This window comes from Streptomyces sp. NPDC088747, from assembly GCF_044751025.1.
In the GTDB taxonomy this organism is placed as follows: Bacteria; Actinomycetota; Actinomycetes; order Streptomycetales; family Streptomycetaceae; genus Streptomyces.
This window is the reverse complement of record NZ_JBIVKZ010000025.1, coordinates 72512-98248: the sequence shown is the minus strand read 5'-3', so window position 1 is coordinate 98248 and position 25737 is coordinate 72512. Positions and strand designations below refer to the sequence as shown.

21 protein-coding genes and 2 pseudogenes are annotated in these 25737 nt (G+C 69.9%); 7 read left to right on the top strand and 16 right to left on the bottom strand.

All coding sequences use genetic code 11. The annotated features are described in order from the left end of the window. Positions 1-133: 133 nt before the first annotated feature. Both ACIP79_RS39665 and ACIP79_RS39660 read right to left on the bottom strand, forming a co-directional pair. A pseudogene (locus ACIP79_RS39665) lies at positions 134-849 on the bottom strand (SDR family oxidoreductase). A gap of 235 nt (positions 850-1084) precedes the next feature. After that, positions 1085-2209 carry a glycoside hydrolase family 88 protein gene (locus ACIP79_RS39660; RefSeq protein WP_401232131.1) on the bottom strand — a complete coding sequence of 375 codons (1125 nt, stop codon included), beginning with the start codon at positions 2207-2209 and terminating at the stop codon, positions 1085-1087. A gap of 424 nt (positions 2210-2633) precedes the next feature. Between ACIP79_RS39660 and ACIP79_RS39655 the strand changes: the two genes are divergently transcribed. Beyond that, the gene (locus tag ACIP79_RS39655) at positions 2634-3422 is read left to right on the top strand and encodes an SAM-dependent methyltransferase (RefSeq protein ID WP_401232128.1); all 789 of its coding nucleotides are present in this window, start codon (positions 2634-2636) and stop codon (positions 3420-3422) included. Between the two features lie 135 nt (positions 3423-3557). Here ACIP79_RS39655 and ACIP79_RS39650 read toward each other — a convergent pair whose 3' ends face one another. From ACIP79_RS39650 to ACIP79_RS39635, 4 genes are all read right to left on the bottom strand, one after another. Continuing rightward, on the bottom strand, positions 3558-3836 hold the full coding sequence (locus ACIP79_RS39650) for a hypothetical protein (protein WP_401232125.1): 279 nt from the start codon (positions 3834-3836) through the stop codon (positions 3558-3560). 347 nt (positions 3837-4183) lie between these two features. Continuing rightward, a complete protein-coding gene (locus ACIP79_RS39645) occupies positions 4184-5020 on the bottom strand; it encodes a family 1 encapsulin nanocompartment shell protein (protein ID WP_401232122.1) in 837 nt (278 codons plus the stop codon). Beyond that, positions 5017-6084 (bottom strand): Dyp-type peroxidase, encoded by a 1068-nt coding sequence (locus tag ACIP79_RS39640; RefSeq protein WP_401232120.1) that lies wholly within the window; start codon positions 6082-6084, stop codon positions 5017-5019. Before ACIP79_RS39640 ends, ACIP79_RS39645 begins: the two co-directional genes overlap by 4 nt. A 117-nt stretch (positions 6085-6201) precedes the next feature. After that, complete coding sequence (locus tag ACIP79_RS39635; RefSeq protein ID WP_401232117.1) at positions 6202-6837, bottom strand: DUF1345 domain-containing protein; 636 nt, start codon at positions 6835-6837, stop codon at positions 6202-6204. 377 nt (positions 6838-7214) lie between these two features. Between ACIP79_RS39635 and ACIP79_RS39630 the strand changes: the two are divergent. Further along, positions 7215-11278: pseudogene (locus ACIP79_RS39630) on the top strand (discoidin domain-containing protein). Positions 11279-11442: 164 nt separating this feature from the next. Here the strand turns inward: ACIP79_RS39630 and ACIP79_RS39625 are convergent. Next, positions 11443-12456: a LacI family DNA-binding transcriptional regulator gene (locus tag ACIP79_RS39625; protein WP_401232114.1), complete on the bottom strand. Its 1014-nt coding sequence runs from the start codon at positions 12454-12456 to the stop codon at positions 11443-11445. 144 nt (positions 12457-12600) lie between these two features. Here ACIP79_RS39625 and ACIP79_RS39620 point away from each other — a divergent pair, with 144 nt between their 5' ends. Next, complete coding sequence (locus tag ACIP79_RS39620; protein ID WP_401232111.1) at positions 12601-13503, top strand: amidohydrolase; 903 nt, start codon at positions 12601-12603, stop codon at positions 13501-13503. Next, positions 13500-14000 carry a cysteine dioxygenase gene (locus tag ACIP79_RS39615; protein ID WP_401232108.1) on the top strand — a complete coding sequence of 167 codons (501 nt, stop codon included), beginning with the start codon at positions 13500-13502 and terminating at the stop codon, positions 13998-14000. The genes ACIP79_RS39620 and ACIP79_RS39615 overlap by 4 nt, the downstream gene beginning before the upstream one ends. 79 nt (positions 14001-14079) lie before the next feature. Here the strand turns inward: ACIP79_RS39615 and ACIP79_RS39610 are convergent, their stop codons facing one another. After that, the gene (locus ACIP79_RS39610) at positions 14080-15024 is read right to left on the bottom strand and encodes an alpha/beta hydrolase family protein (protein WP_401232105.1); all 945 of its coding nucleotides are present in this window, start codon (positions 15022-15024) and stop codon (positions 14080-14082) included. A 234-nt stretch (positions 15025-15258) separates the two neighbouring features. On the opposite strand from ACIP79_RS39610, the gene ACIP79_RS39605 reads away from it, so the two are divergent. After that, positions 15259-15855, top strand: coding sequence for a TetR/AcrR family transcriptional regulator (locus tag ACIP79_RS39605; RefSeq protein ID WP_401232102.1), 597 nt, complete (start codon positions 15259-15261; stop codon positions 15853-15855). Positions 15856-15916: 61 nt separating this feature from the next. Here ACIP79_RS39605 and ACIP79_RS39600 read toward each other — a convergent pair whose 3' ends face one another. From ACIP79_RS39600 to ACIP79_RS39575, 6 genes are all read right to left on the bottom strand, one after another. Continuing rightward, on the bottom strand, positions 15917-17455 hold the full coding sequence (locus ACIP79_RS39600) for a DEAD/DEAH box helicase (protein WP_401232099.1): 1539 nt from the start codon (positions 17453-17455) through the stop codon (positions 15917-15919). 320 nt (positions 17456-17775) lie between these two features. Continuing rightward, positions 17776-17979, bottom strand: coding sequence for a cold-shock protein (locus ACIP79_RS39595; RefSeq protein ID WP_126388790.1), 204 nt, complete (start codon positions 17977-17979; stop codon positions 17776-17778). 374 nt (positions 17980-18353) lie between these two features. Further along, positions 18354-18971, bottom strand: coding sequence for a DinB family protein (locus tag ACIP79_RS39590; RefSeq protein WP_401232275.1), 618 nt, complete (start codon positions 18969-18971; stop codon positions 18354-18356). Positions 18972-19059: 88 nt separating this feature from the next. Beyond that, a complete protein-coding gene (locus ACIP79_RS39585; protein ID WP_401232094.1) occupies positions 19060-20607 on the bottom strand; it encodes a helix-turn-helix domain-containing protein in 1548 nt (515 codons plus the stop codon). 401 nt (positions 20608-21008) lie between these two features. Then, positions 21009-21581 (bottom strand): transcriptional regulator, encoded by a 573-nt coding sequence (locus ACIP79_RS39580; protein ID WP_401232091.1) that lies wholly within the window; start codon positions 21579-21581, stop codon positions 21009-21011. 209 nt (positions 21582-21790) lie between these two features. After that, on the bottom strand, positions 21791-22453 hold the full coding sequence (locus ACIP79_RS39575) for a fibronectin type III-like domain-contianing protein (RefSeq protein ID WP_401232089.1): 663 nt from the start codon (positions 22451-22453) through the stop codon (positions 21791-21793). Between ACIP79_RS39575 and ACIP79_RS39570 the strand changes: the two genes are divergently transcribed. Next, positions 22417-23310, top strand: a complete 894-nt coding sequence (locus tag ACIP79_RS39570; RefSeq protein ID WP_401232086.1) for a LacI family DNA-binding transcriptional regulator — start codon at positions 22417-22419, stop codon at positions 23308-23310. The genes ACIP79_RS39575 and ACIP79_RS39570 overlap by 37 nt on opposite strands. A gap of 204 nt (positions 23311-23514) precedes the next feature. Continuing rightward, positions 23515-24129 (top strand): TetR/AcrR family transcriptional regulator, encoded by a 615-nt coding sequence (locus ACIP79_RS39565; protein ID WP_401232083.1) that lies wholly within the window; start codon positions 23515-23517, stop codon positions 24127-24129. A gap of 216 nt (positions 24130-24345) precedes the next feature. Here the strand turns inward: ACIP79_RS39565 and ACIP79_RS39560 are convergent, their stop codons facing one another. Together ACIP79_RS39560 and ACIP79_RS39555 are read right to left on the bottom strand one after the other, a co-directional pair. Next, positions 24346-24654, bottom strand: coding sequence for a hypothetical protein (locus tag ACIP79_RS39560; protein ID WP_401232080.1), 309 nt, complete (start codon positions 24652-24654; stop codon positions 24346-24348). 622 nt (positions 24655-25276) lie between these two features. Then, the gene (locus ACIP79_RS39555; RefSeq protein ID WP_401232077.1) at positions 25277-25630 is read right to left on the bottom strand and encodes a hypothetical protein; all 354 of its coding nucleotides are present in this window, start codon (positions 25628-25630) and stop codon (positions 25277-25279) included. Between the last annotated feature and the right edge of the window lie 107 nt (positions 25631-25737).

Genomic DNA, 25737 nt, shown 5'->3' with positions numbered 1-25737 from the left:
GTAGCTGTCCGTACAGCGCCGTGTCAGTGCTCCGGGCGCACGTGGGCGGTGATGAAGGCGGCGACCTGGTCGAGGGCCAGTGCCGCCTCCTCGACGACAGAGGCGGCATGCAGTGGGCGTGGGCGAGCGGGGCTCAGGCGATGCCGCCGTTGCTGAACAGCACCTGGCCGTTGACCCGGCGGCCGCCGGGACCGGCCAGGAAGGCGACGGCCTCGGCGATGTCCTCGGGGGTGCCGAGTCGCTCCAGAGGTCCGGCGGAGGCGATCCGGGCGATCAACTCCTCGCTCTTGCCCTCGACGAAGAGCCGGGTCGCGGTCGGTCCGGGGGCCACGGCGTTGACGGTGACGTCCCGGCCGCGCAGTTCGCGCGCCAGGATCAGGGTTAGGACTCGACCGCGCCCTTGGTCGCCGCGTACCCGCCGTAGCCGGGCTGCTGGAGCCGGGTCACCAAGGTGGAGAAGTTGATCAGCGAGCCGCCGGGGCGCAGTCGGCGGCCGGCGAGCTGGGAGACCACGAACGTGCCCCGGACGTTGACCCGGTGCATGCGGTCGAAGGCTTCCAGTTCCATCTCGGCGAGCGGGGCCAGCAGCATGATCCCCGCCGTGTTGACGACCGAGTCGAGTCCGCCGAACCGTTCCTCGACGGCGTCGAAGAGCCCGGCCATCTCGGCCGGCTCGGCGACGTCGCCAGGCAGTGCCACCGCCGTGCCGCCGGCCGCGGTGATCGAGTCGACGACCGCCTCGGCGCTCGCGGCGCCGCCCGCGTAGTGCGGCGCAGAGTTGTCCCCGTCGCCGGGAGAAACGCCCGCCCGACTGCTCGCGCAGCATCGCCAGGACCCCGGCGTCCGCATCACACGGGCCCCGAAGAGATCCGTCCGCTGCACTACCAGATGTCCTGGCACCCGCGCCTCGACGGCGACCTCGGGCAGCGCTGGCTACGGGACACCATCCGCGCCGTCACCGCCGAAGTGCCGGAACCGGAGCCGACACCCGCCACCTGAGCCACCTGAGCCCCGTGAGTCAGTAGTCCCAGTCCCCCAGGACTCGCTCCCAGGGCTCTCCGTACCCCCGTACTCCCAAGGCGCCTCAGACGGTCGACAGATCGATCGCCCGGTCCACGTCCTGCGGTCGCAGCACCCGCAGAATGCCCTCCAGCAGGTAGTAGTCCGCGTAGGGGAGCGACACCTCGATCCCGTCCTCGGCAGGCCGGTTGCGGGTGCAGCGGGCCACGACCGCCTCGGCCCGTGCCGACTTCTCCGTCAGGCAGGTCTGCGAGAGCGCGGTGAGTATCCGCAGCGCGACCGCGCGGTAGTCCTGCCTGCCCGTCGCCACGGCCAGGTCGAGCAGCCCGCACGCCATGATCGCGCCTGCCGAGGCGTCCTTGATGTCATGGGGCTGCTGCGGGGCGCGGAAGTCCCACACCGGGACGTGGTCCTCGGTCAGCGCGCCCACCGCGAAGTCGGCGAGTTTCCGCGCGGTGGCGAGGAACTGCTGGTTTCCGGTGCGCCGGTACATGGTGGTGAACCCGTACAGACCCCAGGCCTGTCCGCGCGACCAGCACGAGGTGGGGCTGTAGCCCTGCACGGTGCCGGGGCCGATCGGCGCGCCGGTGACCGGGTCGAAGTCGTAGACGTGCGGGGTCGATCCGTCGGCTCGCGGGAACACCCGCTGAGCGGTCTTCGCGTGCTCGACGGCGATATCAAGGTACTTGGCGTCACCGGTCTGCCGGCCGGCGAACGCGAGCAGGTCGAGATTCATCATCGTGTCGATGATGACCCGGCCCGCGTTGTTCGGATCGTTCAGCGAGCCCCACGCCCGGAGGAAACGTCCGCGCGGGTTGTACCGCTGGATCAGCGAGTCGGCCGCCTTCAAGGCACCCGCCCGCCAGGTGTCGTCTCCCGTCAGTCGCCATGCGGTCACCCATGACGGATAGAAGAGGAAACCGAGGTCGTGCGTACCGGTGTCGTACTGACGGGGAGCGAGCTTCCTCGCCGAGTCGAGCGCCAGCGTACGGAATTGGCCGTCCCCGCTGTGGAGCCAGGCCATCCACAGTGTGCCCGGCCAGAATCCGCCGACCCAGTCACCGTTCTGGGAGTAGGTCCACTTCTCGAACTTCGTCCCGACGGGAAAGGCACTCACTCCTGGGGCGACCGCGCGGAGTTTGTCCACGGCGTAGTCGGCCGCCTCGCGCAACGTACGCGCGGTCTCCACCGGTACCCGTCCTGCCGCCGCCGGTACCTGACTTGCCGCCCCTGGTATCTGACCTGCCGCCGCCTGTGCCGCCTGCGGTGCGGACGCGTACGCCGCCGCGGTACCGGCCGCCGTAGTCAGCACCGTTCGCCGGGAAATACTCACAGTCGCCTGCCTCTCCAACTGGTCGCCGCCGTAGGGAAGTTGAAGGAGTTTCGCACGCTGACCACATCGAGGTACACCCACGTGACAGGAGTTCATCCATGTGAACTCACGGAAGCGCCGAAGACCGCCCCCTTTGGACCCCGCCAATGACGAACCGGTCGGTCACGGGCACCACCCGCTCGCCAACCGTCCACCAACTCCCCGCACAGGCAGTCGAAACGCTGTGCCAAACTACGGTGATCGCAAGCACTGATGACCCCCGCTCACGCCGGAGCCCGCCATGACGACCGACGCACCCCACCCTCCGCACATCGACACCAGCACGGCTCACCCCGCGAGGGTCTACGACTGGCTCCTGGGCGGTAAGGACAACTACCCCGTGGACGAGGCCCTGGGCGAGAAGCTGCCGCCCGAGGCGCGTGACGCGGCCCGGCAGAACCGCCAGTTCATGCACCGGGCGGCCGCCTGGCTCGCCGGACAGGGCATCGACCAGTTCCTCGACATCGGCACCGGCATCCCCACCCGGCCGAACCTGCACCAGGTCGTCCAGCAGATCGCGCCGACCGCGAAGATCGTGTACACGGACAACGACCCGATCGTGCTGCGGCACGCGGAAGCGCTGCTGATCAGCCACCCGGACGGGGCGACCGACTACATCGAGGCCGACGTACGCCAGCCGGACGCGATCCTCGAACGCGCCCGCGCCGTACTCGACTTCGACCGCCCGATCGCGCTGTCGCTGATCGCCCTGATGCACTTCATCCCCGACGAGCAGGACGCCCACGGCATCGTCCGCAACCTGATCGCGACCCTGCCCTCCGGCAGCTACCTCGTGCTGTCGCATGCCGCGTCCGACCTCTTTCCGGAGCTGTCGGACCTGGTCACCGCCCAGTACGCCAAGAGCGGCATCAAGCTCGGCTTCCGCACCCGTTCGGAGGTCGCCCGCTTCTTCGACGGTCTGGAGCTGGTCGAGCCCGGCCTGACGACGGCCACGGAATGGTTCAAGACGACGCCCGCACCCGCCCCCGAAGGCAGCGGCATCTACTCCGCGGTCGCGCGCATCCCCTGACCGCCGCCCCACGTGTGACCCCACGCGTCGCCCGGCTCCGCACAACAGGCCGGAGGAGCCCATGAGTTCAGTCGTCCTGAACCATGGGCTCAGTCACGTGCGGGGGCGAGAGCCCGGCCGTTCGGACAGCGCGTCTCAGCCCTCGTAGCCGGAGGGCGGGAACGCCTCCCGGGACCGCCGACCGGTCCTGCCCGACCGGAGTTCACCGCTGCCCACCTCGCGGTCGATCTCCTCGCGCGCTTCCCTGTACTCGGCCTCCGGGTCCTCCGCGGCGCCACCCGACAGACCGGCCGCGCGCCGGTCGCGTTCCGTACGCGCCTGGAGTTCGTCCTCGTCGACCCGCCGGGGCATACCCCTGCTGTGGCCGTGGTCCGGGTCGCCTTCGACAGCTCGGTTGGACTTGTGGTGCGACATGCGCTGTCTCCCTCGATGACTGGCCGGGCACTCGCCTGCGCCCGAACACGCCTTCACCGTCAGGTGCCCTCCGTCCCGTCACTCGTCGTCCGTCGTGCCGCCCTGCTCGTTCCGCGCGTCACCGGCCCGACGAGTCACCGAGAGGGCCGGACGAGCCGAAACCGTACGACGACATGGACATGACCACCTCCCGGTGGCGTTGCCTCTTTCCACCCTTTCGCGCCCCCTGACGCTCCGCAACCGGAGCGGGCACCGGCGATCCGGGCACTCCGCGGGGAGGGAATAAGGCCAGGTCAGGCCATGCCCCGCACGGGATCAGGCCATGTCCCGCACGGCATCGAGCCCCGTCAGGCCGAGCCCGTACCGGTCCACGGGTCCAGTGCCACCACGGCCTCGTCCGTGTAGACGAGGAACGTCAGGGTCTGGCGGAAGTACAGCTCGATGCCCTCGGCGTCATGAGAGGTGTAGCCGATGGAGAGATCGTCGCCGAGCCGCAGTTCGTAGTCACCGCCGCGGGTGCTGAGCAGGAAGGCGCCCTCGATGGCGGGTGCCCAGATCAGCTCCCCGTCGAGCATCCGGCCCAGATGGGCGGCGATGGGGTAGCCGTGGTCGGAGGTCTCGTTGACCGCCGTGTACGCCTCGGCTCCCAGCAGCAGGGCGTACGGGCCCTGGACGCCGGCCAGCCGCAGTGTGGTCAGGGCGTGGCTGACCGCGTCGGGGAAGTCGCGGGGCTCGGCGGGGAGCGCGAGCACCGGGTTGGACGTGCGCTTGCGCAGACCCTCGACGCCCGCCGCCGCGTATCCGTCGAAGACGGTCCTGTCCTCGGCGAACGCCATGACGCGGGCGGCGTCCTTCACCGGCTGCCAGTCGGAGTCCTTGGCGCCCCGGTCGACGTCGTCGACGGCGGCGCGGCTCACCCGGAACGGCACCGTCAGCTCGACCAGGGGCTGGACCTCGCGCAGCCGCGCGGTGACTCCGGGAGACGGCCCGTCGATGCGGGCCAGGTGGCCCGTTCCGACGGCCGCGAGTCCGGGGCCGTCGGGGCCGGTGACGTCCACGACGCGCCGTCCGGCAAGGTTGCGCCGGAAGGTGCGGCGCGCCTCGTCCTCGATCTCGGCCCAGGCGGCGGGCGTGATCGGCGCGAGTTCGCGGTGCAGGTTGCCGCTGCCGTCGAACGTGGTCATGTTCGGACTCCTTTGAGGCTGCCGATCCGCAGTGATCCGTCCGCCGCCGCCCGCTCGACGGGATCGGCCGGAACGGGGTCAGCCCCGTCCTCGCCGGATACGCCGGCGACGGCGGGGACGTCCGCCTCCTCCTCGCCGGGGGCGGCGGGAAGGTCGTCGAGGAAGTCGACGGTCGGCACGTGGAAGAGGCATCCGGTGATCGCGGTCGAGAAGTCGAGAATACGGTCGTAAGGGGCCGTTCCGTCTCCGAGGAACATGTTCCGCAGCATCCGCTCGGTCACGTCGGGCGTGCGGGCGTAACCGATGAAGAAGGTGCCGAACTCGGCCGCCCCCACAGTGCCGAACGGCATGTTCTCCCGCACGATCTTGAGTTCGTTGCCGTCGTCGTCGGTGATGACGTTGAGCGCGACATGGGAGTCGGCGGGCTTGACGTCGTCGGGGAGTTCGACGTTGGCCAGCTTCGTCCGTCCGATGACCTTCTCCTGGCCGTCGGAAGGCAGGGCGTTCCAGGCGGTCATGTCGTGAAGGTACTTCTGGATGACGACATAACTGCCGCCCTCGAATTCGGGGTCCTCCTCACCGACGAACACGGAGTCGACGGCGAGTTGCCCGTCGGGGTTCTCACTGCCGTCGACGAAGCCGAGCAGGTCACGCTCGTCGAAATACCTGAACCCGTGGACCTCGTCCACGAGCGCGACCGCGCCGTCAAGGCGCGCCATGACCAGACTGGCCAGTTCGAAACAGAGGTCCATCCGCTCGGCCCGGAAATGGAACAGCAGGTCTCCCGGTGTGGACGGGGCCCGGTGACGGCTGCCGTTCAGCTCGACGAACCGGTGGAGTTCTCGGGGGCGGGGCCCGCTGAACAGCCGGTCCCAGGCATCCGAGCCGAAGCCGACGATGCAGGCGAGCCGGTCGCCGGGCGCGCGGAACCCGACCGAGCGGCGCAGCCCAGAGAGGTCCTCCAGTAGGTCACGGACCGTGTCCTCGCGGCCCGGTGTCACGGTGAGCACGAGGAACACGGTGGCCCTGGCGGGTCGGGAGATCACGGCCTGTCGGTCGACCAAGGGTCGGCCTCCTCATGAGACGTGGGAAGTTCCGACGCGCGCGGGACGGCCGGTTCCTCTCCCCATCCTGCTGTGTTCCGGGGAATTCCGCACAGGAACGGCACGGGCCGCTGTGCGTCAGCCACTGACAATGCCCACAACCACGTTGATGGCCGTGGCGAGAATGCTGGTGCCGAACGCGTACGACAGCAGGGAGTGCCTCAGCACGATCGAACGGATCGCGGAACTCGAGACGTCGGTGTCGGAGACCTGATAGGTCATTCCGAGGTTGTAGCTGAAGTAGAAGAAGTCGCGGTACGAGGGCGGCTCCGCGGAATTGAAGTCGATTCCGCCGTTCTTCTCGTAGTAGACGTAGGCATAACGGGTGGCGTACATCAGGTGCAGCGCGGACCAGGCCAGGAACACCCCGCACAGAGCCGTGACGGCCGCCGTGTGGCCGTCGTCGGACCTGCCGCCACGCAGAAGCAGGAGCACGATCGCGGACAGCCCGCACAGCGCCACCGCGATCACGACGATCTCGTCGGTCACGGGCCGGAAGTCCTCGCGCCGCGCGTTGCGGCGGGTGGCCGCGGCGTCCATCGGCCACAGCACCAGCCAGCCGGCGAGGACGAAGAAGAGTTCCGTCGCGGCGATTCCAGCCAGCAGACCCAATAGGACGTCCGTCGGCAGTGCCACCGCGACTCCGACCGCGGCGCCGAGGACCACCGCGCCGGTCAGACGCGGCACCGCGTCCAGGGGAAGCTTCACGCTCATACGCGGCCACGTTATCCCCGTCGCCGCCGGTCAGCCCGGTGGGGGCCCGCCCTGCGGACCGGAAGACGCCCGGGCACGGCGGACCGGAAGACGCCGCACGCAAGGCGGACCACAAGGCGCCGCGTGCGAGGACCGGGCGAACCGCACTCCCCCGGCATACGCACACCCCGGCAGGAAACGGTCCGGACCCATGGCCGCTCCGCGAGACCGCCCCCGGAGGGCTCGGGCGGCACCACCTCGCGATGCCGGCAAAGGCGATTCGTGCGGGAGACCTTGACAGGCGATCAGCGGGGACGGACTCTTTGGCAACGTTGTCATCACCACCCGCACACAGGTCACTTGCTCCCCTTCGGGACCGTAGGATTGGACCACCGCACATGTCGTCTCAGCCGCCCCGCCCTTCTCGCCGCGGGGTCCTGACCACCGGTTCCACCCTGCTCGCAGGCTTCGGACTGGGTCTCGTGCTCCCCCAGGGCAGCTACGCCGCCACCCCGTCGGCGTCCGGCGACGCGCCTCGTGAACTCGCCGCCTACCGCCCGATCTCGGTGTCGTCCACCGACTACGCGCCCACGCCCGGCGAGTTCGTCGTGGACAAGGTCAACTCCGTGGGCGTCAAGGGCACCGGTTGGCGTGCGGCAGACGGTGACCCGCAGTGGATATCGGTGGACCTCCAGGCGGACTGCGAGCTCGACTTCGTACGCCTCACCTTCGAGGCCACGGCCGACGACCCGGTCTTCGTCCCCTCAACCGGCGGCAATCCCCGTGATCGCACAACTGGTCAAGAGATCCTCTCCAGTTGCGCCGTGGAGTTCGTCGTCGAGACCTCCCGCGACCAGCGCGCGTGGACCGTCATCCACCGGACCACGTCCGGCAAGGGCGGCGTCGTCGAGATCAGGCCGGGCGAACCCGTCGTGGCCCGCTGGGTGCGGATGACGGTGACCAAGCGCTCCAACGCCAACCCGCTGGGCCTGAACGGCTTCGAGGTCTACGGCACGGCGAAGGGACACCGTCCGTCGGCGACCGGCTGGACCGACTGGGGCACCCACGACCACCGGGCGCCCGCGCTCAGGACGGCCGCCGACGGCACGGTCCCGCTGGAGTCCGGCTGGACGCTCACCATGGACGACTGGGCGGACGGGGACGGCGAGCGGTTGTCCGGGCCGGACGTGGACACGAGCCGGTGGCTGCCGGCGACAGTCCCGGGGACGGTCCTTGCCTCGCTGGTGGAGCAGGGCCATCTCCCGGACCCGGTGGAGGGCTTCAACAACCTGCACATCCCGGAGGCGCTGTCGCGGCACTCGTGGTGGTACCGGCGCGGCTTCGAGGTGCCGCGCGGCCTGCGTACCGGCTCGGGCAGGCACATCTGGCTGGAGTTCGACGGCGTCAACCACACGGCGGAGGTCTGGCTCAACGGCCGGAAGGTGGGCGGGCTGACGTACCCCTTCGCCCGTTCCACGCACGATGTGACGAAGCTGCTCGCCGGGAGCGGCGAACAGGCCCTGGCCGTCAGGATCACCCCCATGCCGTTCCCCGGCAGCCCCGGTGACAAGGGCACCGCCGGACTCGCCTTCGTGGACGCCGGCGCCACCATGATGAACCAGAACTCGCCCACCTACCTGGCCGCTTCGGGCTGGGACTGGATGCCCGCGGTACGCGACCGGGTCTCCGGCATCTGGAACCACGTGCGGCTGCGCTCGACGGGCCACGCGGTCATCGGCGACCCTCGGGTGGACACCAGGCTCCCCGACCTGCCGGACACCTCAAGGGCCGAGGTGACCATCGTGGTCCCGGTCCGCAACGTGGACTCCACGAGCAGACGGATCACCGTCACGGCCGCCTTCGACGACGTACGCGTGTCCCGGTCGGTCACGGTGGCCGGCGGCGAGAGCGCCGATGTCACCTTCGCACCGTCATCGTTCGCCGCGTTGCGGCTGCGCGACCCGAAGCTGTGGTGGCCCAACGGCTACGGCCGGCCCGACCTGCACGACCTGACGCTGACCGCCGCGGTCGACGGCCAGGAGAGCGACCGGCGTACCACCCGGTTCGGCATACGGGAGTTCGGCTACGAGTACGCGGTGCCGCTGCCGTTCGGCGGCAGCAGCAACCGGTACACCCAGCCGGTGTCCCTGGGCGCGCGGCAGGCCCGCTACGTGCGGGTCAAGTGCGGTACCCGGGCGACGAGTTGGGGCTTCTCGCTGTGGTCCCTCTCGGTGTTCGACAGCGCCTCGGCGGCAGGCACCGACCTGGCCCTCCACAGGACGGCCACCGCCTCCACGGAGGACTCCGGCAACAGCGCCTCGAACGCGACCGACGGCGACCAGGGCTCCCGCTGGTCCTCGGCCTTCGAGGACGACCAGTGGATCCAGGTGGACCTCGGATCCGTCGTCGCCTTCGACCGGGTCGACCTGTCCTGGGAGCAGGCGTACGCCAAGACGTTCGTCGTGGAGGTCTCCACGGCTCGGCGTGGACCGAGGCGGGGTCGGTGGACAACGGCGCGGTGCCCCTGCCGTTCAACAGCGGCGCCGCGAGCCTCCAGTCGGTGGACTTCACCGCCCACACCTCACGGTACGTACGCATCAACTGCGGTGCACGGGCGACTAGTTGGGGAACCTCCCTGTGGTCCCTCTCGGTCGTCGACAGCGCCTCCCCCGGTACCGACCTGGCCCTGCACAAGACCGCCACCGCCTCCAGCGTGGACCCCGGCAACGACGCCTCGCACGCGACCGACGGCGACCCCAACTCCCGCTGGTCCTCGGAGTACCGGGACGACCAGTGGATCCGGGTCGACCTCGGCGAGGCCGTCTCCTTCGACCGGGTGACGATCGTGTGGGAGTCGGCGTACCCGAAGACGTACGTCATCCAGGTGTCGGACGACGGCGACACCTGGACGGACGTCAAGTCCGTGGACAACACCCCGGACCCGCTGAAGATCAGCGTCAACGGTGTACGGGTGTTCTGCCGCGGCGGCAACTGGGGCTGGGACGAACTGCTGCGCCGGATGCCGGCCGCCCGGATGGACGCCGCCGTGCGGATGCACCGCGACATGAACTTCACGATGATCCGCAACTGGGTCGCGTCCAGCAACCGGGAGGAGTTCTTCGCCAGTTGCGACGAGCACGGCCTGCTGGTGTGGAACGACTTCCCCAACGCCTGGGGGATGGACCCGCCGGACCACACGGCCTACAACGACCTGGCGCGTGACACCGTACGGCGCTACCGGATCCACCCCAGCGTCGTCGTCTGGTGCGGCGCCAACGAGGGCAACCCGCCCGAGGCCATCGACACCGGCATGCGCGAGGCGGTCCGGGACGAGGCGCCCGGCATCTTCTACCAGAACAACTCCGCGGGCGGCATCATCACCGGTGGCGGCCCCTACGGCTGGGTGGAGCCCGACCGCTACTTCTCCCCCACCACCTACGGCAGCGGCAACTTCGGTTTCCACACGGAGATCGGCATGCCGGTGGTGTCCACCGCCGAGAGCATGCGCAACCTCGTCGGCGACGAGCCGGAGTGGCCGATCGGCGGAGCGTGGCTCTACCACGACTGGAGCACCCGGGGTAACCAGGCCCCGCAGAACTACCAGGCGGCCATCGAGGCGCGGCTCGACACCGCGACGGGCCTCGACGACTTCGCGCGCAAGGCCCAGTTCGTCAACTACGAGAACGCCCGCGCCATGTTCGAGGCGTGGAACCAGAACCTGTGGAAGGACGCCAGCGGCCTCATGCTCTGGATGTCCCACCCGGCCTGGCACAGCACGGTGTGGCAGACGTACGACTACGACTTCGACGTCAACGGCATGTACTACGGCTCCCGTGCCGCCTGCGAACCCCTCCATGTCCAGGCCGACCCCAGGACCTGGCAGGTCATCGCCGTCAACCACACCGCGCGGAGACTGGACGGCGTGACGGTCACCGCTCGCGCCTACGACCTGGGCGGCAAGCAGCTCGGATCGACCCGGCGCGCCACGGTGGACGTCGCCTCGTCCGCCACGGCCGAGGCGTTCACCGCCGAATTCACCGGCTCCCTGCCGGACTTCCACCTCCTGCGCCTCCGTCTCGAGGACCGCCGGGGGCGGCTCCTCTCGCAGAACACGTACTGGCGCTACCGCCAGGCGTCCGACATGAAGGCGCTCAACAAGGCCAGGTCCGTGAAGGTGTCCGCCGACATCGGGCAGGTGACACGGACGGGGTCGCGGCGCGCGGCGACGGCCCGGATCCACAACCGCGGCTCGGCCGTCGCGGCGATGGTGCGGCTGTCCCTGCTGGACGGCAGGTCCGGCTCTCGCGTCCTGCCGACGCTGTACGGCGACAACTACATATGGCTGCTGCCCGACGAGTCACGCGAGATAAGCCTCTCCTGGCCCGCCGACTCCCTCCCCTCAGGACGTCCCGCGCTCCGGGTCGAGGGGTACAACGTGCCGCGGACGGTGGCCGGTTCGTAGCCACAACCAGGGCTCTGTGCCCTCCCGGGCGTGTGGGCGGCAATGCCCGCACGCCCGGGTCAACGGAAGCCAGGAGAAGCAGAGTTCACGGCACAAAGGCCGAAGTCACCGATGTGCGGCGGTAAGAGGGGTCCCGCCGCCGCGCACCCGTGACGAGCACGCTCTCAGGAACCCTGCATCCGTACCGCCGAGCTTCGCTCGCTCATCCGCGGCGCACAGAGGATCCGCTTCCTGCGCACCCGCTTCCCCTCGATCGCCGCGACGATCAGCCGGGCGGCCTCGTCGGCGATCCCGGCCAGCCCCCAGTCCACCGTGGTCAGCGGCGGGGTCAGCACCCGGGACACCGGGTGATCGTCGAAGCCGACCACGGAGACGTCCCGGCCGACCTCCAGTGAGACCTCGGCCGCGGCCGCGTACACGCCGTACGCCAGGGAGTCGGAGAAGCAGAAGACGGCCGTCGCGGGCCGCGGGCCCTCAAGGAGGCGGCGCGCGACCGCTGTCGCCTCGCCCAACTCCTGTGGGCAGGGGACCAGTTCGGCCCGCAGCCCAAGCCGCTCGGCTGCCTCGCGCGCGTACACGTCGGCGGGCCGGTCCGGTGTGCTCGGCCGAGTCGGGGTCAGCACCGTCACCCGGCGGTGCCCGAGACCGTGCAGGTACTGCAGCACGGCGTCGATACCGGCGCGGTTGTCGAAGATGACCTGCCCCGCCGTCCGGGCCGCGCTGAGCGAGTCCCCGACGGCCACCACGGGCAGCGCCTCGGCGATAGCGGCCCAGCCCTCGGCCGCCGGATTCACAGGCGACACCAGCAGCGCGTCGACACGCTGGTCACGCAGTTGTTTGGCGAGCACCAACTCGCGGTCGGGGTCGCCGCCCGCGTCCAGGATCAGCGCGTAGCGGTCGCCGGCGAGCAGTTCCCGGCCGATCGCGGCCATCAACTGCTGTTGCCACAGGTCCTGGAGGTCGCCCGCGAGGACGCCGACCATGCTGGTGCGACCACTCGCCAGGGCGCGGGCGATGGGGTCGGCCTCATAACCGAGTTCGGCGGCAGCCTTGCGCACCCGCTCCTCGGTCTCCTTCGACACCTGCTTGCCACGCAGGGCGTACGAGACGGCTGCGGTGGAGAGGCCCGTGGCCTCGGCCACCTCCCGGAGGGTGGTGCGCTTATTCGGCCTGGCCATACCGGGAAGCCTACCGGGGCCGCCCCCTCATCCAGCGCACCCTTGACACGCCACGTTGTTAACCGCTTAAGTTAAGCGCATAAGTTAAGCGGTTAACCACCCGCTCGAACCACCCCTGCCAAGCACTTCCCCAAGGACCGCCGCGTGCTCACCGATGTCCACCAGCACATCTGGCCGCCCGACTTCGTCGAACTCCTGCGCGCCCGCACCGCGCCGCCGCGCCTCGACGGCTGGACTCTGTACCTGGCCGGTGAGCCGCCCTACGAGGTCGACCCCGCCGACCACGACATCACTGCGCGCACCGCACTGGCACGCGGCGACGGCCTGGACCTGGCCCTGGTCTCGCTGTCCAGCCCGCTCGGCGTCGAACACCTGCCGCCGATCGAGGCGACAGAGCTGCTCACCGCGTTCCACGACGGTGCGCTGGCTCTCCCGGCGCCCTTCGGGGTGTGGGCCTCCCCCTGCCTGTCATCGCCGGTGGCGGAAGCGGCCGAAGCGGTCGACCGGGAACTGCGGCGCGGCTGCCGGGGTCTCCAACTCCCCGCCGACGCCCTGCTGGACGCGGCGGGCTGGGACCGTTGCGCCTCCCTCCTCGACGTCCTCACCCGTCACGACAAGCCGCTCTTCATCCACCCGGGTGCCGCGCCGCTCACCCCCGGCGCGCCGTCCTGGTGGCCGGCCCTGGTCCCCTACCTCGCGCAACTGCACGCGTCCTGGTTCGCGTTCCGCGCCTTCGGCCGCGCCCGGCACCCCCGGCTGCGCGTCTGCTTCGCCGCCCTCGCGGGCCTGGCCCCGCTGCACGGCGAGCGGCTCGCGACCCGCGGCGGAGGGCGTGGCGAGATCGACTTCGACGCCTTCTACGAGACCTCGTCGTACGGAACACGCGCGGTCGACGCGCTCGTCCGCGCCGTCGGTATCGACGTGGTCGTCAGCGGCAGCGACCGCCCCTACGGACCTCTCACCGTCCCCGACCTCGGTGCGGACGCCGCCGTCCACGCCCTGCGCACCGTCAACCCCGCCCGGTTGCTGAAGGGATCCACCCCGTGACGTATCAGGCCCTGCCACAGCGTGCCCTCGACAAACGCGAACTCCAGGCACTTGTCGACGAGCTCGCCGGCCGCCCCGACCTCTGGCGCGAACAGGTCGCCTTCTCGGACCAGGACCGCCACTACGCGTCGCTCTACCGCGACGAGTACGTCGACGTCTGGCTGCTGTGCTGGACCCGGCAGAACGACACCGGCTGGCACGACCACGACATCTCCTCCGGAGCGGTCGCCGTCGTCCAAGGTGCCCTGGACGAGTCCAACCCCCGCATAGGCGGCAGCCACCTGTCCGTCACCGTCGGCGCGGGCGACTCCTTCTGCTTCGGTCCCGAACACATCCACCGCCTCACCGGCGCGACGGACGACGCGGTCTCCGTCCACGCGTACTCACCTCCGCTGTGGCGCCTCGGTCAGTACGACATCACCGACGACGGCCTGATGCGCCGCATCTCCGTCTCGTACGCCGACGAGCTTCGCCCCTTGGACACCCCGGCGGCGTGACGTCCCCGGGGAGCCTCGGGGTCGTCCCGGCCCGCCGACCGCGGCCTCAACCGCGCCTGCTGTCAGCGGAGTCGGGGCCTCACTTGGATTCGAGTCGGCCCAGCGGGTTCGTGCCGTCGGACAGCGCCTTCCGCGCGGCGGCCCAGGCGGTGTCGTCGATGCCGAGCGCGTGGCGGAGGTAGGCCCAGGTGACCCTTTGGACCAGGGCGACGCGTTCGGGGTTCTCGTCCGTCGTCTCCTGGACCTCGTAACCGGCGATCCCGCCCAGCGAGTGCTCCGCCCCGAACAGGGTGAGCAGGCTCTTGTCACCGGGGCTCAGGACGTACGGGTCGTACATCCACTCCGGTCCCCTGACGGTCAGCGGGGAGTCGTCCTTGTCCCCGGCGACGACGAGAGCCGGGGTGGCCATGTTCGCGAAGTCCGGGTTTATGAACGGGAAGTGCTCGGCCGCGAACGGTGTCAGGTCGGCGCCGCCCCTACCGGCGGTGGCGAGGAGCACGCCCGCCCTGATCCGGGTGTCGGACAGGTCCTCCAGCCTCCCGTCGACCGGGTCGTGGACACGCAGGCCCAGCAGGCTGCCCGCGGTCTGGCCGCCGAAGGAGTGCCCGGCCGCCGCGATGCGGGTACGGTCGAGCCGGCCGGCGAGACCCGGAACGGCGGCTTCGAGCACATCGAGCTGGTCGAGGACGTGCTTCATGTCCTCGACGCGGGAACGCCAGATGCGCGGAACGCGGGGGTCGTCCTGGGGAAGCCCCACGGTCCTGGAGTCGAGGTGGGTGGGCTGAATGACCACGAAGCCGTGCGAGGCCCAGAAGTCGGCCAGCGGACCATAGCCGTCCAGCGACGAGCCATGGCCGTGCGCGAGGAGGATTATCGGCAGCTCGCTCCCGGTCGCCGGCGCCGAGATCCGCACCCGGAGGTCCTCACCTCGTCCGCGAGCTTCCAGCACCACCGGCTTCACCGAGATGACGGGAGTCGCCTCGGTCAGGGGGATCTCCGTGATCGACGTACCGGATTCGGGCATGGCAAACACCTTTCTCAGGACTGTGCGGGGGCGTTCGACTGCGATCGGCCACGCCGGCACCCCTGCCGGGCCGCTCGGCGACACGGGGGTACAGGTGAGCCGACCTGGGCGAAAAGGCCGTAACAGTTTGTCGTGGCGAACCCGCTCTGCCATCATGACTAAGCGGGACACTGTCCCGATTGACGATACGGGACAGTGTCCCGCTTAGCAAACAGCAGGAAGGGAAAGGGCGCCGTGAACGACAGCGACCTGGGCCAGGGCAACCGAGGCGCGGCCCGGACCAAGCGGGCGGACGCGCGGCGCAACGAGGAGACCCTGCTCGAAGCGGCGGCGTCGGTCTTCGTCGCGTCAGGGGTGGAAGCGCCGATTCGTCAGATCGCGGCCGAGGCCGGAGTCGGGACGGCGACGATCTACCGCCACTTCCCGACCCGGGCGGATCTGATCATCGCCGTCTACCGGCACCAGGTCGACACCCTCGCCGAAGCCGGCCCCGAGCTGCTGGAGACCGCCGCGACCGCGCACGCGGCCCTCGCGCGATGGATCGATCTCTTCGTCGACTTCGTGGTCACCAAGCAGGGTCTCGCAGTCGTGCTCCAGTCCGCCGACCCGTGCTACGACCCGCTGCACTCCTACTTCCTCGAGCGGCTGGAGCCCGTGTGCGCCCAACTGCTCGACGCCGCCGCCGACTCGGGCGAGATCCGCTCCGGCCAGGACGCCTACGCACTCATGCGGGGCGTCGGCAGCCTGTGCGCCGGCGCCGGCGGCAACCCCCGTTACGACGCCCGGCAACTGGTCAGGCTCCTGATCGCGGGACTGCGGTCAGGAGCCTGATCTCGGGACTGCGCCGCCCCGGCCGACCTGCGGTCATGGAGCCGGCGGCCCGCGTCGCCGACTACGCGCCCCGACGGACCCGGGCGGCCTTTCGTGCCTCGGCCGCCTGGCGCGCCTCGGCGACCTTGCGGGACTCACCACTGGCGCGACCGGCCCGGCCGGGCCGGGTTCCCATGCCCCGGAAGGGGGCTCCGCCACGCGTGGGCCGCTCCGTGACCGGCGCCCCGCCACCGATGGGAACACCCGAGGGGGCCTTCGCGCCGGTGATGCGGCTCAACTCGGCCTCGCCCGAGCGGACCTGGGTGGTCTGCGGCCTGATACCCGCGTCGGACATCACACGGGACATGTCACGGCGCTGGTTGGGCGTCACCAGCGTGACGACACTGCCGGACTCGCCCGCACGCGCCGTACGGCCACCGCGGTGCAGGTAGTCCTTGTGGTCGCTCGGCGGGTCCACGTTGACGACGAGGTCGAGGTCGTCGATGTGGATGCCGCGAGCGGCGACGTTGGTGGCCACCAGCACCGTGACGTGACCGGTCTTGAACTGCGCCAGGGTGCGGGTCCGCTGGGGCTGCGACTTGCCGCTGTGCAGCGCCGCGGCCTTCACTCCGCTGCCCATCAGGTGCCTGGTGAACTGGTCCACGGCGTGCTTGGTGTCCAGGAACATCAGCACCCGCCCGTCACGGGCGGCGATCTCGGTGGCGATGGCGTACTTGTCGGCGCCGTGCACCTGGAGCAGGTGGTGTTCCATCGTGGAGACCGCACCTTTTGACCGGTCGACCGAGTGGACCACCGGGTCGTGCAGGTAGCGACGGACCAGGAGGTCGATGTTGCGGTCCAAGGTGGCGGAGAACAGCATGCGCTGGCCGTCGGGGCGTACCTGGTCGAGGAGTTCGGTGACCTGGGGCATGAAGCCCATGTCGGCCATCTGGTCGGCCTCGTCGAGGACGGTGATGCTCACCCGGTCGAGACGGCAGTCCCTGCGCTCGATGAGGTCCGCGAGGCGGCCCGGCGTCGCGACCACGACCTCCGCTCCGGTGCGCAGCGCGCCGGCCTGCCTGCCGATCGACATCCCGCCCACCACGGTGGCCATCCGCAGCTTCAGCAGCTTGGCGTACGGGGTGAGCGCGTCCGTAACCTGCTGGGCGAGCTCACGGGTGGGGACCAGGACAAGCGCCAGGGGCTTCTTGGCCTCGGCACGCTGTCCGGCCAGACGCACGAGGAGCGCCAGGCCGAAGGCGAGCGTCTTGCCCGAGCCGGTGCGCCCGCGACCCAGGACGTCGCGGCCCGCGAGGGAGTTGGGCAGGGTGGCGGCCTGGATCGGGAACGGTTCGTTCACTCCGAGGTCGGTGAGCGCCTTCAACAGCTCGGCGGGCAGGCCGAGTTCACTGAAGGCGGCGACCGGGGGGAGCGCCGGGGTGATGGTGTCCGGCAGGGCGAACTCCCCCTGCGGCGCCGACGGACGGCCCCCGCCGCCACCCGAGCGGGCACCGGGACGGTCCTGGCCCTGCGGCCGGAAGCGGGCCCCGCGGTCGGAACCGGCGGTGCCGCCCTTGCGGGTCCTGGAGAAACGGTCGTTCGTGCGAGCTGAGCGGTTCATGGAGAACCTTCCTCGATATGGCACGCATCGAGGAATTCCCGGCATGAATGAGCCGAATGAATTGCAAGCACGAGCCGAATGTAAACCAAAAATCCGCCGGTCGTACCGGCGTTGTATGCGAGCGCCAGATGGGCGCTGTAGGGGCGCTAAACGGAATCGGAACCAACCGAATCAGCTGGAATGCGCGCCCTGTCGAATCGTAGGAGTACGAGCGGACCGCGAGGGCCGCCACCCGCACGTCGAGCGGAACCTGTAAAAAGCAACAAGCTGGGACCCCCACCGTGAGGTGAGGGGTCCCAGCTGCCTCAGACGCTTCAGCGTCAGGCGGGAGTGATGTTCTCCGCCTGGGGGCCCTTCTGGCCCTGCGTGATGTCGAAGTTCACCTTCTGGCCTTCCTGGAGCTCGCGGAAGCCCTGGGCGGCGATGTTCGAGTAGTGGGCGAAGACGTCGGGGCCGCCGCCGTCCTGCTCAATGAAGCCGAAACCCTTTTCCGCGTTGAACCACTTAACCGTACCGGTTGCCATGTCAAATCTCCTTCGAGGCCAAGCCCAGAGGCTCGCACTGTGTGAACCTCCGCGTCGCCGAGATGAACCCCGTCCGGTAAACAGCACCGGAAATACAAAAATGCCCGACGAAATTGCTTCGTCTAAGGCACTTGAAGTCAACGGGAACCACAACTGCAACTGTGATCAACCTTAGCACGGTACGCGGATCCGGGCACGGCCCGTACTACTTTGCTCCCGCCGCTGTGACGACGGCACACTCCGCGGATTTCCGCACCCGGCACCGCGGGAATCCGTCTCATCGGGCTACGACGGGGCTCGACGCGGCACGGGTGGCCCGCTGCGCACCTCTGGACGCCTGCCGGCGTCCCTTCGATGGGTCGCCGACGCCGGGGTCAGTGCGCTCGTTCGCGGTAGAGGTCGCGGATCAGTGCGATCTCGGCACCGTGGTGCAGCACCTCCTGGTTGACCCACCACACGATGTCGATGAAGGGTTCCTCGGCGTCACTGCCGTGCGGATAGGTGCAGTACCCCACGGTGTCGAGCGCCTCCTCGTCGGCGCCCAGCAGGGCCGTCCGCCAGGCGGCGGCCCCGGCGTCGAATGCCGCGATCGCGTCCGTGGCGTCCGCGTCGACCGGGTGGTCGTCCCGCGTCAGCGCGTGGGTGCCGTTCGTGTGGTCGGCGCGCAGGGCGAGCATCTCGCCGAGGTGGCTCAGGCGCCAGGCGATGGTGGTGAAGGGCGGCGGCCAGGGGTGCGGGTAGGACGCGGCGTCACGCCCCCAGGCCCCGCCCCCGGCCAGAAGCGTCGCTCGCGGTCCTGGTCCGTCCGCGCGCGGCCGCAGGGACCAGCAGTTCGGCACCGGCTCCCAGAGGAACTCCTCGCCGGTCATGGGACCGACCTTGGTGTCCGTCCCGTCACCGCTGTCCATGACCGGCCCCGCCATACGGGCGACGAGGCGCTCCCGCGCGAAGTCGAACTGTTCGAGCAACGGGGCCAGGCGAGGCGGGATCACGGTCACTGAACACTCCTGTGAAGGGTCGCCGGTCCATGGGTCGGACTCCTGGCCCGTCAGGCTGTCAGAATCGCCCCGGCCCCGCGTCTCATTTTCCGGCGCCCGAACCGGCGTCCCCGCCGACGGTGTAGGTGTCCTTGACCTTCACCTCGGAGACGCCGCGTCCCTCGGGGAAGACACCCCGCCAGTCACCGCTCACGTGCAACTCGTCGGTGCCCATCGCGCGGACCACCACGAGCCCCTCGTCGTACGCCTTGTAGGCCTTCATCCAAAGGTTGGCGAAGGCCTGGGAGCGGATCAGGTGCATCCAGTCCGGACGGTAGAGCTCCCGGTTGTAGTTCGACTCCCCCATCGTGGCGACGAACTTCGAGTACATGGCCTTCACGTACTCGAAGGTCACCTCGTCCCCCGCCACGATCGCCCTGTCCCGCGCGTCCTTCAGCGCGACGCGGAACTTCTCCAGCAGTCCCTCGGTGGCACCCGAGGTGAACGACTCATGGATCACCGGCGGGTCGCACAGCCCGTGATCGGGGCCCGACATGCGCAGCAGCAGGCGCAGCGTGGGTTCCGTGACCCACAGGGGTCCGGGTTCGTCCCGGTTGCCCAGCGGGTTGGGCAGAACCGCCTCGTGCTCCCAGACGGGCGGGGTGATCAGGTGGACCCCGGCGCGGCGGCGGTCGTGAACCGAGTCGGTGGAGTGTTCCAGCCGGCCGATCGGAAGGTGCGTTTTCAGGGCGGAGAGGTAGGCGCCGTTGATGTCGAGGGCGGTCACCTCGTGCCGCCCCGCGGGGAGTTCGGGGCGGAACCACTTCGGGCGCGCTTCCCAGATCTGGTCCGCGCCCCGGGCGGTCTGCTTGCGCAGGACGTCCGGGATCCAGGGATGGGCCACGATGTCGTAGCGGCCGCCCTTGCGGGTTTCGTCCAGCAGCGCCATCGCGTCGGGGATCGCCCGCCTGACCAGCGCGGCGGTCGCCGCCTCCACGTCACCCGCGTGTGCGGCGAGCGCGGCCGTCACGGCGTCGCCGATCCGATCGGGAACTTCGGCCGCCGACTGGACACGCCGCCCCACGGGGACGACCTTGACGGGTTCCCCGGAGACGAGTCCCCCAGAGGGAACCGGCGTCGCGGTCGCGGAGGGCGCATCGGCCGTCCGTACGCCTTCCCCGAGGTCCGTCGCTGGTGCGGCTTGTCGTAGCAGCTCGTCGGGGCCGCCGCACTCGGCGGGGTCCAAGTGCTGGGGAAACCCGGCGACTTGGTGGAGTGCGGGGTGACCGCACAGGACACATGCCTCGGAGGCGGGCAAGGTCTCCACCTCGTCCGCGCCGCCCGGCCCCTCGGACTCGGCAGTCGCGGAACTCTCGTCCACCGGCGCCGACTTCTGGGGCGACGCGGGCTCCTCCAGCTTCGTGCGCGCTCCCTGAAGGAAGTAGGCGTACCTCTCGCGTACCTCTCCCGCCGGTTCACGGCCGCTCTCCCAGCCGCCGACCGTGGACGGCCCCACTCCGAGCACCCTGGCCACCTGGGTTCGGGACAGGTTCAGCGACTCACGCAGTGCGCGCCGCTCTTCGGCCGGGGGCAACTCGACCTCCTGCCGGGACTCGGCCAGCAGCGCGTCGATCGCCTCGAAGCCGGTCACCGCGAGGCCCCCTTCACACCCGCCGGGACCGCGGTCGCGGAGTGCGATGTCGTACGTGCCCGGCGCCCGCGCCCGGCGGGAGTCGCGGAGTCGTCGGGACTCCACGCCGCGGCGCCGGACGGGCAGCCGCGGATCCGTGTCCGGCTCACGCCCGGGAATGTGGCGAGGTGGGCCCGCGAACCCCCCGTGATCTGCGTCGCCGCGGCCATGGGGCCGTCGTCCGCCCGCCCGATTTCAGTGTCACGGGACCACCCTAAGGGCTGTCCCGTGATCCCCGGCGGGCGCACGACGACAGCTACGGCACCTCGCCGCGTTGCCGGATCGCCCGAATACGCCCAGTACGAGGACGGCCCTTTGGCGATGCCGTGCGCGGTTCTACGTGGGTGCGGGCGCGGCACTTCTCAAGCCGCGAACCCCACGTTGGTCACGTACTCGTACTGGCCCCACTGGCTGCCCAAGTCCACGATCTGCTCCACCCAGGCGTCGTCGAGCGCCTGATCGTCGCCGGTCGCCCAGGCTTCCACGACGCGGTCCCAGTGCCGCACGTTCAGCGTGCGGAACTCCACGACGCGCTGACGCGGGCGGTCGACCTGGGACTGGTTCAGCGGATGGATCTCGACCCGGGTACCGCGGCCGGCGGCGTTGAGGCGGCCGAGGAGATGGCGGGCGACATTGTGCCTGCGCACCGTGCGGTAGGCGGCCTCGATCCTGTCGAGGTTCTTCTTCGAGGGACTGCGTCGGCCTTCGAGCCAGGCCTTGACCGTACGGTCGGTGACCGTCAGACCGGCCTCGCGTGCCGCCGTGCGGGCGTGATCGGTGCGGGTGAGGTAGTGCAGCCGCGCCAGCAGGCCACGCCGTGCGGTGACGGGGGTCGCGACATAACCCGCGAGGGAGTCGAGCCGACGAGCCACGGCTTCGAAACCCTTGAGGCCACGGGCGCCGTACTTGCCGAACTCGATATTCCTGTCCGGCACCCCGTATCCTCCCGCCGCCGACAATTGACGGAACCTCAAAGGTTCATGACATCAGACCGATTCGAGTCTACAGGAGGGGCGGGTTCGAGTTTCCACCGTCCTGAATTCCTATAACCGTCGCCGCGGACAGGGCACGGCTTTGCGGGAAAGGCGCGGTACTCCGCCGGCACCGGCAAAGAATGCCGGTGCCGGCGGAACGTGGGGATTTGTCAGTGGACGGTGATGGTGATGGTGTACTCGACGTCTGTGACCGAGCGCCCCACGTACACGGGGACCTTTCCGGTGGGGGTCACCCATGTGCTCCTGGACTCATCCCAGTAGGACAGCGTGCGCCGCGTGACGGTGATCGTCAGCCTGCGGCGCCGGCGCGGTTCGAGGGTCACCTTGGCGAAGCCGGCGAGGGTCCTGGCCGGGGTGTCGACCTTGATGGGCAGGTGTCCGACGTAGACCTGCACGACGTCGGAGCCGGTGCGCCGGCCGGTGTTGCGGACGTCGACGGAGACTTCGGCGGCCTGGTCTCCGCGGCCGTGGCTGGTGACACGGAGGCGGTCGTGGCTGAAGGAGGTGTAGGACAGGCCGTGGCCGAAGGGGAAGAGGGGCTTGGCACGGTGTTTGTCGTACCACTTGTAGCCGACGCGGATGCCCTCGTCGTAGGTGATGGTGCCGTTGGCGTCGTCGGCCTTGCCGCCGGTGTAGACGGAGGGTCCCTGGTGTTCGTCGGCGGGGAAGGTTACGGGGAGGCGGCCGCCGGGTTCGGCGTCGCCGTAGAGGATGTTGGCGATGCCGGTGCCGGTGGCCGCGCCCTGGTACCAGGCCTGGAGAGGTCCGCGCCGCCATGACCGAGCTCGACTACCGGCCCCACGCGGCGGCACGCGGAATGCGCGGACGGACGTACACGATCGGCGTCCTGCTGGACAACATCCGCAACACCTTTTTCGCGGACATCCTCGACGGCATCCGCGACGAGCTGCACAACAGCGAGTACACCGTGCTGATCGCAGCGGCGGGGTTCGGGGCGGACGCGCAGAGCAAGACGATCCGGTCGATGGTCGACCGGCAGATGGACGGCCTGGTGCTCATCGCCCCCGGAACGCCGCGCGCCGAGATCCTCGCCATGGCCGAGTCGACGCCCACCGTCGTCATCGGCCATCACGACCCCTCCGAACTGCACCACTCCGTCGTGGACGCCGACGGGGTGGGCGCCGGGCTGGTGGTCGACCACCTGGTGTCGCTCGGCCACCGCAACATCACGCTCGTCTCCTCCCGCGGCACCCGCTCCAGCAAGTGGGCGCGCACCCCGGAGATCGTCCTGAGCAACGGCTACACGGAGGCCATGGGCCGGCACGGCCTCACCGCCCAGACCCGGATCTGCCGTACCACCTACTCCGACGAAGGCGGCTTCAAGGCCGGCATGAGCCTGCTGACCGGCGACGAACGGCCCACCGCGATCATGGCGGGAGCGGACGTGGCGGCACTCGGCGTCTGGCGCGCCGCTCACGAGCTGGGCCTGGTGCCCGAGGACATCTCCATCGTCGGCTACAACAACACCGTGGTCGCCGACCTCGCCACCGTCCAGCTCACCAGCGTCGACCAGGCCGGCCACAACATGGGCGCCACCGCCGCGCGGCTGCTCATCGAACGGGTGGAGGGCCGCCGGGAGTCCGCCGTGCAGACCAGCATGACCCCGCGCCTCGTCGTACGGGGGAGCACGGCGGCGCCGCGGGGCTGAGGGGGCGTGGGTCGAGGAAGGGGGCGTGGGTCGAGGGGGCGTGCGCGGCGCGGTCGCCGAACAGGTCGCGGTCGCGACGGCTCGACACCTGTGGCGTCGTCATCGTCGTCGAACGTGATCGCCTGATTCGTGATCATGGGCTGGGTGGCCGTGAGGGGCTCCGCACGAGGCCTTCAAGTGACACTGTCAAGTAGACTTCGGACCGTGGTGACACGAGTTGAAGCTGCGGCAGCGACCAGGAGCGCCCTCGTACGTGCGGCCTCCGAGCTGCTCGACGAGGGTGGGCCGGACGCGGTGACGCTCCGCGCGGTCGGGGCACGTGCGGGAGTCTCGCGCGGCGCGCCCTACGGTCACTTCGAGCACAAGGCGCATCTCCTGACGCAGCTCGCGATCAACGCCTGGAACACACTGGCGGACGAGGTGGAACTGCTGCGGGCCGACACGGACGCCACCGCGAGCACTCGGCTCGAGAGAGCGGTGATGACCCTCATCGGGGTCGCCCGCCGACAACCCCACCTGTACGCCCTGATGTTCAGCACCCCGGCGGATGATCCGGAAGCGGCCACTGCCGCGAGCCGTCTGGAGAATCAGTACCTCGCCATCGTCGCCGACCTGGTCGGCGAGTCCGACGCTCCCCGCTACGGCGCTCTGTTGATGTCGAGCGCGCACGGGATCGCGGGGCTGGAACTCAGCGGTCACCTGGCGAAGGACAAATGGCAGGTCGACGGGGAGGAGCTCGTGGGCATGCTGGTCGACGCGGTTCGGTCCGGTGCGGGGGGCGTTGATGCGCGGGGCGGCGGGGCAGCGGGACAGCGGTGAGGCGCGCGGCTCAGTCGCCGGGACGGGCCGGCGGAGCGGCTGATGGTGTCGACCTGTCGTGGGCAGGCCCGCTGCCCGACTGCCGTGGAAACACCTCCGGTGCGCGCCACGGGACTTGGGGTGCCCGCGGCGCGCACCGAAGCCGCGCTGGACCGCTGACCAGCAGCTCAAAGCTGACCAGCAACTCAAAAAGGAGATGACGCAACGCGAACCGGGTCAGCAGTGCGGAAGGGTTCCATTGGTTCCGGCACTGCTGTTGTCCACGAACGGCGCGTACGTCCATCCGGTCACGGTCAGCTGGAGTCCATCGAGGCGGTTGTACTGCTCGAGGACGGTGAGGTACCACTTGTTTCCGTGGCCGAGGTTCTCGCCGGTGTTCCAGCAGGTGGCGAGGAGTGTGTCCCCGGCCCAGAGGTCCGGGATTCCGACCGTACCGGAGGCCAGGCTGCGGCCGTTGAAGATGGCCGCCCCCACCTCCACCCTGAGCAGCGCCGCCGCGGACGCGCTTCCGGTCGACAGAACCATCCCACCTGCGCTCAGCGCCGCCACCGCCGTAACCATGGCACTTCGACGGCGTAACTTGCCTCTCATACCAGCCTCCTGATCATTGCCGACTGTGCACCGCTCCACTGAGCGTGCAGACCCTCCATGAACTCGCCGCGCAACCACCTCCCCGCCGTGCCCCGTTTCTCCTGGTCAAGGGCCCGGTGGAGGTGGATCGCGCCGACTCTCAGAGAGTGCCCTGTGCCGCTACGGCATGGCATGAGCAACCACTACTCATCCGCTGCCTGTCCGTCAGGAGATCTCCGGTCCTCGGGCCTGGCGGTCCCAGGGCTTGCCGGTCCCCGGGACGGGCGGGTCGGAACCCCCTGACGAAGACCGCGGTCCCGTAGGTGTGCCCGTCCGCCTTCTCGGCCCGCATCGATCGTCTTCAACCTGTGGTTCGCCTGGTTCCTTGTTCCGTGGCTCGGCCTGCCGGACTCCTACCCCGCCCCGCTGTGCCCGGCGAACGTTCCACCCTGGTGGCCAAGCTTCATCCCAGCGTGGCTCCGGCGAAGCCCCCGGACAATCCTGGCATCGGGGAACGGCACCGTACTCAACAACCCCCGGATCAGCCGCAGCCCGCCAACAAGACCGTGTCACGAGGTCAATGGGCAAATATCGCGATGACACCACCGACAATTCCGACGACATTCGCGGCCACCCCGAGCCACATTTTCCAGTCGGAGCTCTCGTTCTGTGGCCTCCGCGAAGCGGCGGCGGTCTCGGCCCTCTGCCCCGCGTTCGGGTAGCTGGGAGGGAGGGCGGTCCCGAGGTCGGGCCAAGACTGGGTGGGCTGTGCCGAACGCCCGGAGTTGGCCCGCGACTGTCGGGCGCGGGCTTTCCGGTCCTTCTTCACCGCCTCCCACGCGAGGGCCACGTTGACCGCGGCGAGCCACGCCACCACCAACATCCACCAAGGCAGATTCACGATGTAGAAGTTTTCGCTGGAGACGTTCATGTTCCCCCGTCCATGACGCGGCCCGCGCCCCACTCAACAACCCCGCCGCTGCCGCCGTACCAACCGACTATGCCCGATGTGGGCGGGGTCGTCCCACCCGAATCCGA